13 protein-coding genes are annotated in these 19,914 nt (G+C 60.0%); 3 read left to right on the top strand and 10 right to left on the bottom strand.

Annotation, left to right across the window (positions count from 1 at the left end; genetic code table 11):
* Positions 1–172 precede the first annotated feature (172 nt).
* Entirely contained in the window at positions 173–1,090 is a 918-nt protein-coding gene (gene metR / locus AACY50_RS24090; protein ID WP_339433523.1) for a transcriptional regulator MetR, read from the bottom strand.
* A 111-nt stretch (positions 1,091–1,201) separates the two neighbouring features.
* Here metR and metE point away from each other — a divergent pair, with 111 nt between their 5' ends.
* Positions 1,202–3,514, top strand: coding sequence for a 5-methyltetrahydropteroyltriglutamate--homocysteine S-methyltransferase (gene metE / locus AACY50_RS24095; RefSeq protein WP_339539262.1), 2,313 nt, complete (start codon positions 1,202–1,204; stop codon positions 3,512–3,514).
* A 72-nt stretch (positions 3,515–3,586) separates the two neighbouring features.
* Here the strand turns inward: metE and AACY50_RS24100 are convergent, their stop codons facing one another.
* Positions 3,587–9,157, bottom strand: a complete 5,571-nt coding sequence (locus AACY50_RS24100) for a dermonecrotic toxin domain-containing protein (protein ID WP_339539263.1) — start codon at positions 9,155–9,157, stop codon at positions 3,587–3,589.
* Positions 9,158–9,363: 206 nt separating this feature from the next.
* On the opposite strand from AACY50_RS24100, the gene AACY50_RS24105 reads away from it, so the two are divergent.
* On the top strand, positions 9,364–10,398 hold the full coding sequence (locus tag AACY50_RS24105) for an alpha/beta fold hydrolase (RefSeq protein ID WP_339433519.1): 1,035 nt from the start codon (positions 9,364–9,366) through the stop codon (positions 10,396–10,398).
* A gap of 153 nt (positions 10,399–10,551) precedes the next feature.
* A complete protein-coding gene (locus AACY50_RS24110; RefSeq protein ID WP_339539264.1) occupies positions 10,552–11,217 on the top strand; it encodes a DsbA family oxidoreductase in 666 nt (221 codons plus the stop codon).
* 62 nt (positions 11,218–11,279) lie between these two features.
* Here the strand turns inward: AACY50_RS24110 and AACY50_RS24115 are convergent, their stop codons facing one another.
* The 8 genes from AACY50_RS24115 to mtr form a co-directional block, all read right to left on the bottom strand.
* On the bottom strand, positions 11,280–11,618 hold the full coding sequence (locus AACY50_RS24115) for a GlpM family protein (RefSeq protein ID WP_339433517.1): 339 nt from the start codon (positions 11,616–11,618) through the stop codon (positions 11,280–11,282).
* The gene (locus AACY50_RS24120; protein WP_339433516.1) at positions 11,618–12,946 is read right to left on the bottom strand and encodes a sigma-54-dependent transcriptional regulator; all 1,329 of its coding nucleotides are present in this window, start codon (positions 12,944–12,946) and stop codon (positions 11,618–11,620) included. Before AACY50_RS24120 ends, AACY50_RS24115 begins: the two co-directional genes overlap by 1 nt.
* Positions 12,943–14,844 carry a sensor histidine kinase gene (locus AACY50_RS24125; protein WP_339466330.1) on the bottom strand — a complete coding sequence of 634 codons (1,902 nt, stop codon included), beginning with the start codon at positions 14,842–14,844 and terminating at the stop codon, positions 12,943–12,945. Before AACY50_RS24125 ends, AACY50_RS24120 begins: the two co-directional genes overlap by 4 nt.
* A 165-nt stretch (positions 14,845–15,009) precedes the next feature.
* Positions 15,010–15,744: an amino acid ABC transporter ATP-binding protein gene (locus AACY50_RS24130; protein WP_339433514.1), complete on the bottom strand. Its 735-nt coding sequence runs from the start codon at positions 15,742–15,744 to the stop codon at positions 15,010–15,012.
* Positions 15,741–16,412 (bottom strand): amino acid ABC transporter permease, encoded by a 672-nt coding sequence (locus AACY50_RS24135; protein WP_339433513.1) that lies wholly within the window; start codon positions 16,410–16,412, stop codon positions 15,741–15,743. The genes AACY50_RS24130 and AACY50_RS24135 overlap by 4 nt, the downstream gene beginning before the upstream one ends.
* A complete protein-coding gene (locus tag AACY50_RS24140) occupies positions 16,412–17,158 on the bottom strand; it encodes an amino acid ABC transporter permease (protein WP_221732107.1) in 747 nt (248 codons plus the stop codon). Before AACY50_RS24140 ends, AACY50_RS24135 begins: the two co-directional genes overlap by 1 nt.
* Positions 17,159–17,352: 194 nt before the next feature.
* Positions 17,353–18,267, bottom strand: a complete 915-nt coding sequence (locus tag AACY50_RS24145) for a glutamate/aspartate ABC transporter substrate-binding protein (RefSeq protein ID WP_339539265.1) — start codon at positions 18,265–18,267, stop codon at positions 17,353–17,355.
* 263 nt (positions 18,268–18,530) lie between these two features.
* Complete coding sequence (gene mtr, locus AACY50_RS24150; RefSeq protein ID WP_339539266.1) at positions 18,531–19,790, bottom strand: tryptophan permease; 1,260 nt, start codon at positions 19,788–19,790, stop codon at positions 18,531–18,533.
* Positions 19,791–19,914 lie beyond the last annotated feature (124 nt).

A 19,914-nucleotide genomic window follows, 5' to 3' on the forward strand; every position in this document is an offset into this window, starting at 1 on the left:
GGTCTGGCCAGACAAGAAACTGGGAGCCGATGGGCACTGTGATGTTGAACCCGGATCGGCAGCAGCAGACCAAGAAAAGAGCGGCATAGTTAGACGGCGACGCGACAACAACCTTGAAAAACGCCGAAACCAGCAAGTAGTACCGACTGGTTTCCTTTTGGTGTTGGGTGATTCAACGCACCGCGCTAACACCATCCAGCGTCGAGAACGAGGTGTCCTTGGCCGTCAGCAGAAAATCGCGCATGTACGGCGCATCGAGCATATCGGCGCGAATCCCGGCGTACAGCGTGGCAAACAAGCCTTTCTCCCCCAGCCGTTTGCCCTTCACGTAACCGCGTGAGCTGTATTCATGCAGCGCCCAGTGCGGCATGCCGCAGACGCCACGGCCGCTGGCGACCAGTTGCATCATCATCACCGTCAGTTCCGAGGTGCGTACCTGCGCCGGTTCGATGTCGGCCGGTTCAAGGAAACGGGTGAAAATGTCCAGGCGGTCGCGTTCCACCGGGTAGGTAATCAGCGTTTCGGTCAGCAGGTCTTCGGGGACGATGTAGGGTTTGTTCGCCAACGGGTGCTGATTGGCCACCGCGAGCATGGCTTCGTAGGTGAACAGCGGCACGTAGGTGATGCCGGCGATGTCCAGTGGATCAGAGGTCACTACCAGATCCAGATCACCCCGGGCCAGGGCCGGCAGCGGGGCGAAGGAGAAGCCCGAGGCGAGGTCGAGTTCGACTTCCGGCCAGGCGTCGCGGAACTGGTCGATGGTCGGCATCAGCCACTGAAAGCAGCTATGGCATTCGATGGCCATGTGCAGGCGCCCGGCGGTGCCGCCGGCCAGTCGGGCGATGTCGCGTTCGGCGCCGCGCAGCAGCGGCAGGGTCGCGTCGGCCAGTTGCAGCAGGCGCAGACCGGCGCTGGTGAAACGCACCGGTTTGGTCTTGCGCACGAACAATTGCATGCCCATGCGCTCTTCCAGCTCCTTGAACTGGTGGGACAGCGCCGATTGGGTCAGGTGCAAACGGTCGGCGGCATCGACCAGGCTGTCCGCCTCGCGCAATGCGTGCAGGGTTTTGAGGTGACGGATTTCAAGCACCGGCTGGCTCCATGAACAAAACTTGTGATCAACACGAAAAGGTTGAGTTTGTCTCATGTTGGCCTGGCTGTCGACAATGGCGCCATCTTTTACTCATGGAGCACCTTCGACATGGCCGTGGCCCACACCCTTGGTTTTCCGCGCATTGGCGCCGACCGCGAACTGAAAAAAGCCCTCGAAGCCTACTGGAAAGGCGATCTCGATCAGGCCGCGCTGAACCAGGTTGGCCGTGATTTGCGTGCCACTCACTGGCAATTGCAGAAAGCGGCCGGCATCGACTTGCTGCCGGTCGGCGATTTTGCCTGGTACGACCAGGTGCTGACTCACTCGCTGACCTTCGGCGTGATCCCCGAGCGTTTCGACGGCGTGCGCGATGAGCACGGCCAGCCGAGCCTCGACACCCTGTTCGCCATGGCCCGTGGCGCTACCTCGAACTGCTGCGGTAGCGAACACGGCCAAACCCGATATGCCCAAGAGCTGACCAAGTGGTTCGACACCAATTACCACTACCTCGTCCCGGAATTCAGCGCTGATCAACAGTTCAAGCTGAGCTGGGAGCAGTTGTTCGATGAAGTCGAAGAGGCCAAGGCGTTGGGCCACAACGTCAAACCGGTGATCATCGGCCCGTTGACGTATCTGTGGCTGGGCAAGGCCAAAGGTAACGATTTCGACAAACTCGACTTGCTGGAGCGTCTGCTGCCGGTCTACAACCAGATCCTCGTGCGCCTGGCCGAGCAAGGCGTGGAATGGGTGCAGATCGACGAGCCGATCCTCACCCTCGACCTGCCGCAAGCGTGGAAGAGCGCCTTTGAGCGCGCCTATCACATCCTTCAGTATTCGCCGTTGAAAAAACTCGTGGCGACCTACTTCAGTGGCCTGCAAGACAACCTTGGTCTGGCTGTCGGCCTGCCGGTACAAGGGCTGCACATTGATGCGGTGCGTGCGCCGGAGCAACTCGGTCAAGTGCTGGATCGCCTGCCGACCTACAAGATTCTTTCGGTGGGCCTGGTCAATGGGCGCAACGTCTGGCGCTGTGAACTGGAGCAGGCGCTGGCGCAATTGCAACCGGCGCAGGAGCGTTTCGGTGACAACCTGTGGGTCAGCAGTTCCTGCTCGTTGCTGCACAGCCCGGTGGATGTCGAGCGTGAAGACAAGCTCGATCCGGAACTCAAGAGCTGGCTGGCATTTGCCGTGCAGAAGTGCAGCGAAATCTCCGTGCTGCGCGATGCGTTGAACGACCCGCAAGCGCCCAAGGTACAAACCGCACTGGCCCAAAGCCGAGCGATTCAGGCAAGCCGTGCGCAATCACCGCGCATTCATAAAACCCAGGTGCAGGCGCGGATCAACGCGATCAATGCCAGCGACAGCCAGCGCCATTCGCCGTTTGCCAAACGCATCGCCAAACAACAGGCGCGCCTGCAATTGCCGACGTTCCCGACCACCACCATCGGCTCGTTCCCGCAGACCGCTTCGATCCGTCTGGCGCGTCAGGCCTTCAAGCAGGGCAAGCTGTCGGCCAACGATTACCACGACGCCATGCGCAGTGAAATTCGCCACGCCGTGCAGGTGCAGGAACGCCTGGGGCTGGATGTGCTGGTGCACGGTGAGGCCGAGCGCAACGACATGGTCGAGTACTTTGCCGAGCAGCTCGACGGTTACCTGTTCACCCGTTTCGGCTGGGTGCAGAGCTACGGTTCGCGCTGTGTGAAACCGGCAGTGATTTACGGCGACCTGAGCCGGCCGCACGCCATGACGGTGGACTGGATCAGCTACGCGCAAAGCCTCACCGACAAAGTCATGAAAGGCATGCTGACCGGTCCCGTGACCATGCTGATGTGGTCGTTCCCGCGTGAAGACGTGTCGCGCAAAGTCCAGGCGCAGCAATTGGCGTTGGCGCTGCGTGATGAAGTGGTGGATCTGGAAAACGCCGGGATCAAGATCGTGCAGATCGACGAAGCGGCGTTCCGCGAAGGCCTGCCGTTACGCCGCGCGCAATGGCAGGAATACCTCGACTGGGCGGTTGAGGCGTTCCGCTTGACGGCTTCGGGCGTCAAGGACGAAACGCAGATCCACACCCACATGTGTTACAGCGAATTCAATGACGTGATCAAAGCGATTGCCGACATGGACGCCGACGTCATCACCCTCGAGACCTCGCGCTCGGACATGGAACTGCTCGAAGCCTTCGAGGCGTTTGATTACCCCAATGACATTGGCCCGGGTGTCTACGACATCCACTCGCCACGGGTGCCGGACACCGCCGAGATGGTCAAGTTGATGAGCAAAGCGGTGCAGCGGATTCCGGCCGAACGGTTGTGGGTCAACCCCGACTGCGGCTTGAAGACCCGGGCGTGGCCGGAGACCGAAGCGGCACTGGTGAACATGGTGGCGGCGGCGCGGCAGTTGCGCACCCGGCTGGCGTAAGCGCTGGGGGTGATCGAAAGCCTGCGTGGCGAGAGAGTCGATCTCTCGCCACAGGCGTCCCTTGCCACCGCGTCAGTTAACGTCTGGCAGCATCAAAAAGTAATCGAGGATGGCCGATCCCCTGCCAATCTGCCCGGCAGGCAGGTCGGGGTTTTCGGCGCGGGTGACAAAGCGGTGTTCGGGCAGTTTCAAATGCGCTTTTTCGAAATCCCTGAACGGCACGCCCGGCCTTCGATAGTGAAAGTGGGCGTACCAAAGCAATTGTGCTGGGTCCAGCGATATGTCCCAGATCTCGTACTCCTGCATATGATCTGGTTTGTTCGGGGTTTTGGTGAGGTTCTGCAGGGGGCTGACCCTGCGGATCTCCACGACGTCGTGATCGATAAGATCCTGCAACATGCCATCGGTAGGCTGCTGGCTGGTCAATGATCGCTGGGTGCGTATGGATCGGCCGGTGACAATCAATTCGTCGGCCTTGTTGCGCAGTTGCTCAATGATCGGGAGCTGTGCCGACCTGGCCTGAATCAGGTTGGCGCGTTGATTCAACTCGCCGGCCTGACTGACCATCATGTGTTCCAGGTCGACGGGAAGCATGCCCAGATCGGCATTGCTTTCAACCGTGGCCCGGTAGGCTGCCTGGGCGTCCAGACGCCGTTGCGCATCGCTTACAAGGACGGCGAGCGCCACCTGTGGCGGTGTGGGGGGCGCAATGTTTTGCGGGTTCGTCAGACGGATTCTGCCGTCGGCGCCTTGTTCCCAGATTTCCTTGTATCCCCCGCGCCCGGTGAACACGTACTGGCGTGCCTGGGTCACCGGATGCCATTGCTCAACGCCATAAAGCACCTGATTGTCGGCGGTGGTGAAGACCCGCTGCACTACCTGCCCTGTGCGCCTTGGTGCAGGGGGATCAATGATGCCCCGGCGGGCACGGTCGCCCAAACGCTCGATTCCGCTCAGCAGCGGTTCAACCACATCCAGGTGGAAGTGTTGCGGATAGTTGGTGGTCCAGATCGTCATCTCGAGACGAAACCGGGAATACAGGTTGAGGCAATTTTGCAGAATCTGGTTGCGTTCGGCCTGTGACGCAATGACGTTAGGCAGGTTGTGCTGCGTGTACAAAGCCAGGTCAACATCGTCGCGAAGTTCGCGTGCCTGGGCCAACAGGTAGAACCACGACAAATCATCCGTGCTGCCATAGTTCTTGACCATTTCCAGTCGATGGGCGGTTTTCAGATACAGCAGGTTGGTATCGCTGTGGTTGGTATTGAGCTCCTCGACCAAGTGCGTCATGTTTTGTTTGTCCGCTCTGACGCGGATGCGGTCATACCAGAGGTTGACTTGCCCCCTGAGTGCCTCCATCTGCTCCAGCCATTGCACCATCTGTACACGCAACGTGCGGGTTTCTTCCAGCATCATCAACCGCTGGTGGAGCGTATCGGGCAGTAGATCGTCCATCGCATCACTCAGCACTTTGATTCTTTCTGACAAGGCTTTGGCTCTGTGTGAAAGGTGCAACGCGCGGCGCCTGTGCCGGTCAGTGATCAACCATGCGGTCTTGCTCTGCATTTCGATCAGGGTTCGTTTCTTGTTGCCATGGGTCAGTGGCATCAGGTCAACCAGTGTCTGATAGCGTTTGCTCGCCAACTGGATATCGCCGACACAGGCGGCTTCGACAGCCGGTTGCAGGACCGCTCGATCCGCCAGCGAGGCGCTAGCGTATTTATTGATCAAGGCATCGCTTATCTCTCCCCGGGCCTGGAGTTGGTCGGCGAGGTCGTCAACCGCCTGCGTCAATTGATGGTGTCGGCGAAATGTACGGCTGGCCCACCATTGCGGCAGTCGTTGTCGAATGGGGGCCGGCCAGTGCGGATCAAGTGCATCGGCCAGATATCCGACGATGTTGCCGCCGCCGAGCATGCCGCCTTCCAGGGTGGTGCCATACACGCCGAACCAGGTATCCCACTGGCCGGTTTCGTCCAGGGCGATGGGCTGTTTGTAGGTTTTTTGCGAGTTGCCACGCAATCGCCAATTGCGTGAATCGGTGCTGGGCTGAACTTCATAAATCCGCCCCTGACGCACGATGAAGTCACCGTCGGCGTGGCGGTAAACGCCGCGATAAAGGCCGCTGGTCCCCGGCTCCAGCCCGGCCAGGGAAATCGGACGTTGATACTCGTAGCCGGCAAAACGGGCGATCAAGTGGCGGGCCTGGCGCTGCGAAGGCATGTGCATCGCCGTCGCCGAGGTCGCCAGTGCTCGGGCCTGGCGTGCCCGCACCAATGAGCGAACCCCGCGCGAGACTCCCGAAAACACCATTTCACCGGGCAACAGATCCATGGCAGCGTCAATCAATGACACCAGTACCGACTCGATTTCGGCCAGGCCGTCACCCACGTCTGCGCGCAAAAAAGCCGCCACGGCCTGATTAGCCGCCGTCCAGGCATCGTAGAGCGCCAGGGCGGTGCCGATGAAAGGCAGCATGCCCAGGGCCATTTTGATGTAGTTGAATGCTCGCGGCCCTTTCAGGGCATAACGCTCCATGTACAACGCATCGTTGGAGCGAGAGGTCGAACGATGGGCTTCGATCAATCGGCCCATGTGCGCATCGAGCAGGTGGGCGGCAAACGAAGTCGTGGCCGGCCAGCGCACGCCGACGCCGATGATGGCGTCAAAACGCTTGAGCACGGCCTGCGCAATCCGGCCTTCATGTGCCCGCACGGTGCCTTGCAATGCCCGGCCGGCCAGATAAGAGGTCCACTTGTCTGTCTGACACAGCGTGTACAGGCCCAGGCGGGCCGCTTCCAGGTTGTCGTAACGGCGCAGGAATCGCTCATCGGGGCTGTCGGGCAGATACAGCAAGGTCGTGCCGCTGACTTGCTCTTCAATAAAAGTCACCCCGGACAATGTGGCCGGGCCCTCGTTGTGCGTGTCCTTGCCACCCGCGCTCAGATAGGCCGGGCGGATCACCACACGTTTGTTATCGGCATGCCAGGCCTCAGCGGTGTTGGCGTCGATGGCAATTTTCAGAATCTGCAACTCGTCCAGGCTGATCTGCTTCTGCAGATGGGCGAATTCACCTTGCAGTCTGAGCATGACCTGCCAGGGCTCGATCAGGCATTCGCGGCGATGTTCGCGCACATAAGCGGACTCATCCACCGACCCTGTGAAGGTATCGCGAATGAGTTTTTCATAGGCGTTGGGCAGATCCAGTTCCGGAATGACACGTTTGAGGTACGCAAAGGTAATGCCGTCCTCCAGCGTCTGGCGTTCGGTGGCATCGGTGGCGGTGATTTCGGTCTGGACGAAATTCAAACGCAACGAAAGCGGTTCGAGTTGCATGGACGGGGTGTTGTCGATGTTGAGCTGAGCAAACTCCACCAGGGTCATTTTGCTGCGGGCGGTACTGGGCACCATCACCAGTTCATAACCGGAATGTCCCGGGGCGGGCTTGAAGCGTTTTTCGTATTTCACAGACTCGGGCAGGTCGAGCGTCACCTCGAAATCGCCCTTGATCGAAAAATCATCGCCCAGTCGCTTCAGCAAATGTTTGCGGGTGAATTCGTCTCGCGATTCCAGCGCCAGCGCCAGTTGTTTATGGCTGCGGTGCATCGCCGAAATAAAGCGCTGGATCAGGTCCTTGAGTGTGCCCCGGTCTGTCTCGGACAGATGCTTGAGCCAGCCTGGCAGACGGGTGGCGAGCGTGTCGCTGCGATCCTGCTCCAGCACATGAGCGAAGGTCAGGTTGCGCGCGGCATTGACCGGCACCTGCAAGGCGGCGAGGGTGCGTTTACGCAGGATTTCCAGCTCGTCGGCGTGTTCGCTGCGGCCACGCAGTGCGCTGGCGTTCGACTCGAACTCACTGATCTGCGCATCAAGGCTCGAGTGCAGCGGATCGGTGTCGATCCGGTTCAACAGCAGCGCCAGTTCGGGGTCCTTTTCCTGGATCTTGAACACTTCGCGTTCCAGTTCGCGGCGATTGGCAAAGCGTTGCAAGCCGCCTCCACTGCCGGGCCAGTAAAGCAACACACTGCCTGTTGAGTCTGGGTCGAGAAGCGCGGCTTGCCGCATCACAACAAGCGGGCCCTTAAGTGTTTCGGTCTGCTTGGTGGTGGTCGGGTCAGACGTTTGAGTCATTGTCAGGGTCAGGCTGGCAACCGTGAGCTCAGCGTCGCGCTCGGCTGCGAGGGGCGTGTCCAGAATCGCCTTGAGCAGATTGTGCTCAGCGCTATCGAGTTGACCCAGTGCCAATTGCACTGTTGCCTCGGCGTGCAAGCCGTCCTTGTGCGCCTGATGAATCTGATTGAACGCTGTATTGAACGTGCTCAGGTCCTGTGGTCGCGCTCGATACAGCAGGGCCGTCGCGGCCGTGTCGCAGGTTTTTTCTGCTGCTTCCAAGGCTTTGAGTGCGTCTTTGCACGCTTGCTGACGATGTCCCCTGCCGTCGTTTTCAAGCAATGCGTCGAGTGCGTCGCGCGCTCGTTTGAGCGACGCCTGTCGCACCGACAACGGGATTGCTGCGCGCAGGCTGCCGAACAGCGATTGTTCGTCGGTTTCGATATCGAGTTGTGCGGGCACCGGGTTTGGCGGCAACGCCACGATGATCGCTTTGCTGCGCTGGCTATCGAGCAGGTCTGCCTGAACAAGCGAGTGCGCGCCATGCTCCATCAGCCCGGGCTTGCCGTGGTTGGCGTTGCGTAACGCGCTGATTTGAGCCTGTGGGCGATCGGCAAACAGGTCGCTTGAGCCCGTGATCATTGGATCGGCAGCGGCGCTGTAGACAAAGCGCAGGTCCTTGGTCGGCAAACCGGTCGGGACAAGCGCCTGGCCGCTCAGCCAGTCTTCCATGACTTGGCGTGTGCTGAAGGCCTGGATGGCAACGGGGTGGGAGGGCAGATACAGCAAAGGGCTGGCCTTGGCCGGATCGCCCACGCTGATGACCCACGCGCCTTTGAGTTTGACTTTGCTGTTATTGCTCAGCAGCAGTGCCAGTTGTTCCGTATGGATAGGCTGACCGTCCAGTGTCAGTACCCCGGTGCGGGTGTCGATGATCTGTTGCAACGGTTTGAGTTGTTCTACGGTCAGGGTCCTGCGGGCAAATGCCACCTGGGCAGTGGCTTCGAAGTGATCACGGTAAAGCTGAATTGCCCGTTCGCGTCGAGTCACCGGGGTGCCGCGCGCCCGCGCGTCCCAAAAACTCAACCAACGAGCCTGGTGTGCCTGTTCGGTGCTCATGGCTTTGAGCTGTTCAAGCATTTGCAGCGGCTTCAAGGTGGCCAGCGGATGAGCCACAGGCACGCCGGTCACCCGGCTGTACCGATCGACCGACGCCTCCAGTGTCGGGTGTTGCACAACAAAAGCACAGGCATCGGTGAGGCAGACAAAACGCTCTGGCTGGTTATCCGTGGCGGTCGAGCGCAGGCCGGCTTGCTCGCCATCAAGATCCAGTTGTTGGCGCAACAGTTCATTGATCGAGTCGCGCAGTGCTGGCGTCGCGGCAACCAATTCGCGCAAACCCTGGCTGCTTTCGCGCCAGCGGGCCGTGGCCTGCAGCAACAGGCTGTCATCAAGATGTCTGGGCAATGGGGCGGCGGGTGGCAGCGCCAGCGGTGGTGGGTAAGGCAGATCGGGGAAAAGGCTATCGGGCATGGCGGCATATCTCGCAATGGGAGCGGCGGTTCCACTCCTTGAGCAAGCCATTTAAAAGGGATCGCGAAGCACCATGGCGGTAGATAGTTATGGCATTGACGACCGCTCGGCACTCTTCATCAAACTGTCATCGAACTGTGGCAGCGCGCTTGTACAAACTTCATCAGACTCGCGCTCTACTGGGGTTCCGCGTTTCGGTGTTTTTCATGTACAAGGTTTTTCTATCAGTCGCGGCCATGTTGGCCGCGCTTTTGTTCGGTTTACCGGCATCTGCGGCGTCGCGTTGTGACGTGAATGTACCGACCGAGCGGGTTGATCTGGCGCAGGTAAGCCTTGCTTACCAGAGCATCGGTCGTGCCTCGGACCCGGCGCTGTTGCTGGTGATGGGCCTGGGTGGGCAATTGATCCATTGGCCGGATGAGGTGGTGGTTGCGCTGTGTCAGCAGGGCTTTCGAGTCATCCGCTATGACAACCGCGATGTCGGCTTGTCGACCTGGCGGCAGGCACCGGCGGAGGCCAACCTGACCTTTGAAGTGCTGCGCTACAAACTCGGTCTGCCGGTGGCGGCGCCCTACAGCCTGACCGACATGGCCGAGGATTCACTGGGTTTGATGGATGCGCTGCACATCGAGCAATTCCATGTGCTGGGCGCGAGCATGGGCGGGATGATCGCCCAGCACATCGCCGCCATGGCGCCGCAGCGGGTGGAAAGCCTGACGCTGATCATGACCAGCTCCGGCGCCGAAGGTTTGCCGGCGCCGAGTGCGGCATTGGTGCAACTGTTGTCACGGCGCAGCGCACCGAACCGTGAAGTGGCACTGGAACAACAGGCGGATTTGCTGGCGGCGCTGGGCAGCCCTTCGGTCACCGATGATCGGCAGGCGTTGTTGCATCAGGCGGCGGTGTCCTATGACCGGGCGTTCAATCCCGAAGGCGTGAAGCGGCAGATCATGGCGATCCTGGCCGAGCCGAGCCGGGTGGCGCTGCTCAATCAACTGCGCGTGCCAACGCTGGTGGTGCATGGCACGGCTGATCCGTTGTTGCCGGTGATGCACGGCGTGCACCTGGCGGCGCATATTCGTGGCAGCCAGTTGAAACTCATTCCGGGATTGGCCCACCGGTTTCAGGAGGCGTTCAAGGCGCCGTTGCTGGCGGCGGTGTTGCCGTATCTGCAGGCGCATCGTGAGGACACGTCGCATTGGGCGCAGATCGAACCGGTGGCGGCGGGGAATCTGTTGTAGCTGAGGTTTGGCGGGGGCCCTTGCGGGAGCAAGCTCCCTCCCAAAGGGGAACGCATTGCCAATGTGGGAGGGGGCTTGCTCCCGAAGGGGCCAGCACTGTCGCCGCAAGACCGGACAGGTGTATCGTCTGGGTTTTGCGGCGCGAGGTGGCTCATGAATTCCACTCTGAAAATCGATTTTGTCAGCGACGTGTCCTGCCCATGGTGCGTCGTCGGTCTGTATGGCTTGTTGCAGGCGCTGGAAATCCTGCGCAACGAAGTGCAGGCCGAGATTCATTTTCAGCCGTTCGAACTGAACCCGAAAATGAGCCCAGAAGGCCAGAACATCGCCGAGCATATCCAGGAAAAATACGGATCGACCCCGGAGCAGTCGCAGAAAAATCGCGAAGCCATCCGTGTCCGTGGCGCTGAGCTGGGGTTTGCCTTTCGCACCGATGGCAACAGCCGGATCTACAACACCTTCGATGCCCACCGTTTGCTGCATTGGGCGGGGCTGGAGGGGTTGCAGTTGCCGTTGAAGGAGGCGTTGTTCAAGGCGTATTTCACCGATGGCGGAAATCCGTCGGATCACGCGCAATTGGCGCAGATCGCCGAAGACGTCGGGCTGGATCGGCAACGCGCCGAGGCGATTCTGGCGGCGGACGAGTTTGCCGGGCCGGTGCGCGAAGAAGAGCAGGTATGGCTGCAGCGCGGGGTGAGTTCGGTGCCAACCGTTGTGTTCAACGGTCAGTACGCGGTGACGGGCGGGCAGCCGGTGGAGACCTTTGTCGGGGCGATCCGGCAGATCATGGCCGAGTCCAAGGGTGGCACCGTCAACTGAAGAGCTACGAGCCCCTCACTGAAGACCTCTCCCGCAGGGAGAGGGGCTGACAGGCTTTGATCTTAACTGTGAAGACGCACCCAAACGGTCACCAACACCGTCGCCGCCATCAACCACGCCACCGCCGCGACCGCCAGCGAAGCCTCCAGGCGCATTCGATCGACCATCACATACAACGTCGCCAGATATACGAAGTATGGAATGATCGACCACATGCCGAACACGATCGTGGTCTTGAGGTCATCGATTGATCGCCCCTTGCCGACGATATAGTGCGCGATCAAGGCGAACGTCGGAAAAAGCGGCACCAGGCCGGCGATGTAATAGTTTCGGGTCTTGGCCAGCGCCGCCAGAATCACGACAACGGCAGCGCCGAGTGCCGCTTTCAGTAGCAGATCCATCAGTGGCTCAACCCATACTTTTTCACTTTGTCGAACAGCGTGGTCTTGGCCATTCCCAGTTCCAGGCTGGCCTGGGTCAGGTTGCCGCCACTGCGCAGCAAGGCGTCGTTGAGCAGGTTGCGTTCGAAGGCTTCCACCGCTTCGGCGAATGTCAGCCCCTGGCTACCGCTGCTGGCGCCGGACTTCTTGAAGGCCGGCAAGCCGAGGGCGAAGCGTTCGGCGACGTTACGCAGTTCACGCACGTTGCCCGGCCAGTCGTGGCTCATCAGGTTCGACAGGGTCTGGTTGTCCAGTTCCGGCAGGGCACGGTCGAAACGCAGGGCTGACTGCTGGGTGAAGTGTTCGAACAGTTGCAGGATGTCTTCGCGGCGTTCGCGCAGTGGCGGCAACTCCAGGGTCACTACGTTGAGGCGGTAATACAGGTCGCTGCGGAATTCGCCGGCCTTGCTCGATTCATCGAGGTCGGACTTGGTTGCCGCAATCACCCGGCAATCCACCGCCACGCTCTGGTTCGAACCGAGGCGTTCGAGGGTGCGTTCCTGCAATACGCGCAGCAGTTTGATCTGCAACGGCAGCGGCATGCTTTCCACTTCATCGAGAAACAACGTGCCGCCGTCAGCGTGTTCGATCTTGCCGATGCGGCGTTTGCCGGCGCCGGTGAAGGCGTTGGCCTCGTGGCCGAAGATCTCGCTTTCAAAAAGGTTTTCCGGCAGACCGCCGCAGTTCAATGCGACGAACTGCTTGCTGTGACGGCGACTGAAATCGTGCAGGCAACGGGCAACCAGTTCTTTGCCGGTGCCGGTTTCGCCCTCGATCAGGACGTTGGCCGAAGTGTCGGCGACGTTGGCGATCAGCTCGCGCAGGTTTTGCATGGCTGGCGAACGCCCGATGATCCGCCCTTCAAGGGAATCGCGTTCGGCCAGTTGCCGACGCAGCGACGAGACTTCGCGCGCGAGGCTGCGTTGCTCCAGCGCACGCCGCGCAACGTCCACCAGCCGCTCCGGCGAGAACGGCTTTTCCATAAAGTCGTAGGCGCCTTTCTGCATGGCGCCGACGGCCATGGAGATGTCGCCATGGCCGGTGATCAGCACCACCGGCAGGCTGCGGTCACGCTGCTTGAGACGGGTCAGCAACTCCAGGCCATCGATGCCCGGCAGACGAATGTCGCTGATGACGATCCCGGCGAAGTTGTCGCCGACCCGCTCCAGGGCTTCTTCGGCACTGCCGACGCCGATGCAGGGAATGTCTTCCAGCGTCAGCGCCTGTTGGCAGCCGAGCAGGACATGGGGGTCGTCTTCGACGATCAGCACACTAAGGTCGTGGTTCATATTGGCTCGGCAGGAGTAGGGCTTACCAACGGTAAACTGAGGACGAAGGTGGTGCCACCGCTGGCCGGGTGTTCGACACCCAGATGCCCGCCGGTGGCGGCCGCGAGGCTGGCAGAAAGGGTCAGGCCCAGCCCCAGGCCTTGCTCGCCCGGTTTGGTGGTGAAGAACGGTTCGAACAGATGCTTGCGTACTTGGGCGTCGACACCATGGCCGTTGTCGCGCACCCGCAGGCGATATTTTCCGTTGAACTCGTCACCCTCCAGCCACAGCTTGGGCAGCGGCTGCGCTTGCATGGCGTCGAGGGCGTTGCCGATCAGGTTGACCAGAATCTGTTCGAGACGGGTCTGGTCGATCTGCACCTGCACATCTTTGAACTGCCGATGCAGTTGCAGCGCCGAGCTATCCAGGCGTGCGCCGAGTAATTGCAGGGCCGCCTCCACGGCCTTGCCGAGGCTGGCCTGGCCCTGATTGTCACCACGCCGGGCAAAAGAACGCAGGCTGGCGGTGATCCGGCCCATGCGATCGATCAAGTCATTAATGGTCTTGAGATTGGTACTGGCGACATCGAGTTGACCGCGCTCAAGGAAGCGAACGGTGTTGCCCGACAGCGTGCGCATGGCCGCCAGTGGCTGATTCAATTCGTGGGCGATGCTGGTGGACATCTGGCCGATGGCAGCGAGTTTGCCCGCCTGCACCAGCTCATCCTGAGCCCGGCGCAACGTCTCTTCGGCCTGACGCCGTTCGCGAATCTGGCTCTTGAGGCGATCGTTGCTGGCGCGCAGGTCAGCGGTGCGTTCGGTAATCCGACGCTCCAGTTGATTGTTGGCTTGCTGCAAGGCTTCGCGGGCTGCGAGGCGGGTGGCGATGACCTTGCGCCGCTCGTTCCAGGCGATCAGCAGGAAGGCGACCAAGGCAAACGCGATGGCGACCAGAATGCCCTGATTGATCGCTTCGCGGCGCAGATCCTGAAGCGGCGTGAGCAGTGTGAAATTCCACGGTGTATCGCTTAAGGGGCGGGTCTGTGCCAGATAACTGATGTTTTCGTCATCGGACTGTAATTCACTGTTGGCCGGGAACGTGAGTTTTTCCACGCCTTCGGCCAGGGTTTCCCGGGCCAGCGGTTGCAGTTCGTTGAGCGGAAACCAGTAGTACTGCAGGCTGCGGGCGAGTTTTTCCTTGGTCTCATCGCTCAGCGGTACCACCGATTTGAGCCGTCGGGCCGGATCGCTGGAGAGAATGATGATGCCGTTTTCGTCACTGACAAACGCTTCGAGGCGCGCCCGTTGCCAGCGCTCTTCCATGGCTTCGAGCCTGACTTTGACGACGGCAACGCCGATGATCTTGCCGTGTTCTTCCAGGCCATGGGCCAGGTAATAACCGGGTTCGCCGTTGGTGCTGCCGATCCCGTAGAAGCGTCCGGGTTCGCCACGAACGGCTTTCTGGAAGTAGGCGCGAAAGGACAGGTCTTCACCGAGGTAACTGTCGACATCGCGCCAGTTGCTGGTGGCCAGGACGCGGCCAGTGGTGTCCATGACGTAGATGGCCCGACTGCGACTGCGCCGGTTCAGGCCCTCAAGGTATTGGTTGACCGTTTGCCGATGTTCCGGGGTCGGGTCGGCCAGCAGTTGCGGGACACTGGTTTCCAGTTCCAGCAGGCTGGGCAGGTAGGTGTATTTGCTGATCTCGCTTTCGACTGCTCGGGCGTGCAGTTCTAGCTGACGCTGGCCGTTCTCGCCGAGGCTGCGGATACCGAAGTGTTCACTGGTCCAGAAGCCGATGTAACCCAATCCGATCATCAGGGCGATGACCAGCGGCGGCAGGAACAAATGACGAATCAGACGGGGCTTCACGGCAAGTGATGGCGGCGCGGCGCGATAGAGAGTGGGGTCGCATTTCATCACAGATGCCTTGGGTCAACCACAACACAAATCTCAGGATCATCATTGATCCAGTGTGAAAGCGGGCTTGCTCGCCAAAGCGGTGGGTCAGTCAACGATAATGTTGAAAGTGCCGGCCTCTTCGCGAGCAAGCCCGCTCCCACAGAGGGGAGCGGTGTGTTGCTTTTAGTGCTGCAGAATTTTCTCGAGGAAATGCTGCGCACGTTCGGAGCGGGCCTTGATGTCGCCGAAGAACTCTTCCTTCGGGCAGTCTTCGATGATCTTGCCGGCGTCCATGAAGATCACGCGGTCGGCCACTTTGCGAGCGAAGCCCATTTCGTGGGTCACGCACATCATGGTCATGCCTTCGTTGGCCAGTTGCACCATCACGTCGAGTACTTCGTTGACCATTTCCGGATCGAGCGCCGAGGTGGGTTCGTCGAACAGCATGACGATCGGGTCCATCGCCAGCGCACGGGCAATCGCCACACGCTGTTGCTGGCCACCGGACAGTTGCCCCGGGTGCTTGTGGGCGTGGGCCGACAGACCGACGCGCTCAAGCAGTTGCAGACCTTTCTGGGTCGCCTCTTCCTTGCTGCGGCCCAGCACCTTGATCTGCGCGATGGTCAGGTTTTCGGTGATGGTCAGGTGCGGGAACAGTTCGAAATGCTGGAACACCATACCCACGCGTGAACGCAGCTTCGGCAGGTTGGTCTTCGGATCGGCAATGGAGGTGCCGTCCACGACGATGTCACCTTTCTGGAACGGTTCCAGCGCGTTGACGCACTTGATCAGGGTCGATTTGCCGGAACCCGACGGGCCGCAGACCACGATCACTTCGCCTTTTTTGACCTCGGTGCTGCAATCAGTCAGCACCTGGAAGTCGCCATACCACTTGTTGATGTTCTTGATGGAGATCATACGGCAAACCTTTTTTGCAGACGCTTGACCAGCAGCGAGGCGGCAAAGCTGATTGTGAAGTACACGACACCGGCAATAATCAGGAACTCATTGGAACGGCCAATGATGTCGCCACTGGCGCGGGACGCGTTGAGGAAGTCCACCAGGCCCACGGTGTAAACCAGCGAGGTGTCCTGGAACAGAATGATGCTCTGTTGCAGCAGCAGCGGGGTCATCTTGCGAAAGGCCTGCGGCAGGATGATCAGACGCATCATCTGGCCGTAGGTCATGCCCAGTGCCTGCGCCGCACCCATCTGGCCTTTGGGGATCGACTGCACACCCGCCCGGACGATTTCGCAGAAGTACGCCGCTTCAAACATCATGAACGCCACGATGCAGGAGGCGAACGCACCGATCGGGGTGTCTTCACCGGTAATCCAGCGCAGCACGAACGGCACCGCCAGATAGAACCAGGTGATCACCAGCAGCAGCGGGATCGAACGGAAGTAGTTGACGTACGCGCCAGCGATGCTCGAAAGCAGCTTGTTATGCGACAGACGCATCAGCGCCAGGATGGTGCCGAGAATGATCCCGCCGACCACGCCCATGGCCATCAGTTTGAGGGTCATCACCATGCCGTTCCACAAACCGGGAATGGCCGGGACGATGCCACTGAAATCGAATTCCATTATTTACCCCCCACGGAGATCAGGCCGGGCACGGCAACTTTCTTCTCGATCACGCGCATCAGCAGCATCAGGCTCATGTTCAGGGTGAAATAGATCAGCGTTGCCAGGGTGAAGGCTTCGAACAGGTTGGCCGAGAACTCGGCTGTCTGTTTGGTTTGAGCGAGCAGCTCCATCAGACCGATCAGCGAGGCCACGGAGGAGTTTTTGAACACGTTCAAAAACTCCGAGGTGAGCGGTGGAATGATGATCCGGTAAGCCTGGGGCAGCAGCACGTTCCAATAGATTTGCGGCAGCTTGAAACCCATGGCACGGGCGGCCGATTCCTGGCCGCGAGGCAGCGCCTGGATGCCGGTGCGCACCTGTTCGCAGACCCGCGCGGCGGTGAACAGGCCAAGGCACACGACAACACTCAGGTAGGCCGAGGTGGTCGGGTTCAGGTCCTGCTTGTACCACTCTTGCAGATCCGGCGGCAGCAGGTCGGGTACCAGGAAGTACCAGATGAACAGCTGAACCAGCAGCGGCACGTTACGGAACAGCTCGACGTAGCAGGTCGCGATGCCCGATACGATGCGGTTCGGCACGGTACGCATGACGCCCAGGATCGAGCCCAGCAGCAGGGCGATGATCCAGGCGACGATGGCGATGGCGATGGTCCAGCCCAGCCCGGAAATGAACCAGTCGAGATAGGTCTCGCTGCCCACGCCGGTGGACTTGAAGAACACGCCCCAGTCCCAGTTGTAATTCATTAGGGTCTCCCCTCGATTCGATCGATGTACAAGTGCCCGCCTGGGGAAACTCCGTTCCCGGCCTGATCCTGAGGGTCAGGCACACGCGATCGGCTCGACAGACACCGGTTCGAGTGTTTCCAAAAAATGCCAGCAGGGAGTGACCATCCCCTGAAGAGGCAGGTGCCTCTTCAGGGGACAAGGTTAGTCAGAAATCAGGACTTCTTGTCGTCAGCCGCTTTGTCGGTCGGATTGGCGATCAGGGCCTTGAGCTCGTTGCTCATCGGGAAGTTCAGGTTCAGGCCTTTTGGTGGAATCGGCTGCATGAACCACTTGTTGTAGATGGTGTTGATCGCGCCCGAGGCGTAGGTAGCCTTGATGGCGTCATCGACAGCCTTTTTGAACGGCTCGTCGCCTTTGCGCATCATGCAGCCATAGATTTCGTACGACTGTGGAGTGCCGGTCACTTCCCAGTCAGTCGCCTTCTTGGCCTTGGCGGCTTCACCTGCCAGCAACGCGTCGTCCATCATGAACGCAACGGCACGGCCCGATTCCAGCATCTGGAAGGACTCGCCGTGGTCCTTGGCGGAGATGACGTTCATGCCCATTTGCTTGTCGGCATTCATCGACTTGAGGATGCGCTCGGACGTGGTGCCGGCGGTGGTCACGACGTTCTTGCCTTTGAGGTCGTCGAAATCCTTGTACTTGGAGTCTTTCTTGGACAGCAGACGGGTGCCGATTTCGAAGATGCCGACGGAGAAGTCAACTTGCTGCTGACGCTCGACGTTGTTGGTGGTGGAACCGCACTCGACGTCCACGGTGCCGTTCTGCACCAGCGGGATACGGGTTTGCGAGGTCACCAGGTTGTATTTGACCTGCAGGTCTGGAAGGTCGAGGTCTTTCTTGATCGCTTCGACGATGGCCATTTGGATATCGTGCGAGTAGCCGACCGGTTTGCCGGACGCATCAGCGATGTAGGAAAAAGGAATAGAAGCGTCGCGGTGGCCCAGGGTGATCACACCGGACTCTTTGATTTTCTTCAGGGTGCCGGTGAGTTCGGCGGCGAAAACTGGCGTGCTGATCAGAGCGGCAGCAATGGCTGCGCCCAGGATATGGGGAACGATGCGCATCAAATTTTCCTCGACATTGTTTTTTTTATGGAGCCAGTTCGTCGGCCCTTTTGTGCTTCGAATGCCTGACGGCTCCTGAAGGATTGGCTCAACAGACATTCGTCGCGAGAGTGTAGAGCATGAGTCGTGCCAAACCAGTCGAAAGTGGTTAACTGCTTGATCTGCTTGGTTATTAAGTTTTTGTGTCGGTGTTATTCGGGAAAACTGATCCGGTTATCCGAATCGACCGGAAGGTCGCGTTCGGAAAACCGAATACAGCCACTTCAGCGCCAGACCGGCAGGCAATCAAAAACAAACAGCAGGTGCGAAACCGCGCAGATCACCCCGAAAAACAGCACCAAAACGATCATCGGCGTACCGCCCCAGACCCGATAGCGCGGGCTGCCGAAGCGTTGGCGCGAGGCTCTGGCCAGCAAGGCCGGGGTAATCACCGCCCACAGGGTAGCGGCCAGTCCGGCGAAACCGATGGCGTGAAGAAACCCTTCGGGCCAGAGCAACCCACACAGCATCGGTGGCAGGAACGTGACCGCGGCGGTCTGCAGGCGGCCCATGGGGCTGTCATCGAAACCGAGCACATCGGCGAGGTAATCGAACAGGCCAAGGGTGACCCCGAGGAACGAGCACGCCACGGCAAAGTTAGAGAAGAAGGTCAGCAACAGATCGATGTTGGCGCTGTTGAGTCGCGCGCCCAATGCGCTGATCAGCACGTCGATATTGCCCCCTTGCCGGGCGATGTCCTTGAACCCGTCCCGGGGAATGTTGCCCATGCTGCACAGCATCCACACCAGGTACAGGCCAAGCGCGATCAGCGTGCCGCTGACCAGGCAGGCGCGAATCCGCTGTGGGTCCTTGCCGTAATGCTTCATCAGGCTCGGCACGTTGCCGTGGAAACCGAACGACGTCAGGCAGAAGGGCAGGGTGACCAGCAGATAGGGCCAGTAGTGGCTGTCGGCGCTATCGAGATTGAGCAGGGTGGTGCTTTGCACATGGCCGAGCAGCCCGCCGAAGGTCAGAAAGAACGCGAGGATTTTTGCCCCGAACACCAGCGTGGTCATGCGGCTGACTGCCGTGGTGCTGAGCCAGACGATAAACGCCACCAAGAGCGTGAAGCCCAGACCGCCGACACGCGATGACAGATCCAGGCCCATTGATTGCGCCGTATGGCGGATCACCGAACCGCTGGCCGAAATGTACGCGTAGGTCAGGATGTAGAGCACAAAGACAATGCTCAGGCCGTTCAGCCGGTTCCAGTGGCGTCCGAGCAGATCCCGGGTGATGGTGGAAAAACTCGCACCTTCGCGGTAGTTGAGATTGGCTTCGAGGATCATCAGGCCCGAATGCAGGGTGCAGAACCAGGCGAACAGCAGGACCGACACCGAGCCGTAAAACCACAGGCCGGACATGACCACCGGCAACGAAAACATGCCCGCGCCGACGATCGTGCCGCCGATGATCATGGCACCGCCAAGGATTGAAGGTGATCGTTCGACAGCGGGAAGGGAAGCTATTGAAGTGACGCGCATGGCAAGGGCCTGCAATTTGAGTTGTTATAGGTACGGCTAACACGACCCCTGTGGGAGCGGGCTTGCCCGCGAAGAGGCCATCGAATTCAACGTCTCTGTTGACTGATCCGCCGCCATCGCGGGC

It is taken from the genome of Pseudomonas sp. RA_15y_Pfl2_54 (assembly GCF_963971015.1).
In the GTDB taxonomy this organism is placed as follows: domain Bacteria; phylum Pseudomonadota; class Gammaproteobacteria; order Pseudomonadales; family Pseudomonadaceae; genus Aquipseudomonas; species Aquipseudomonas baetica_A.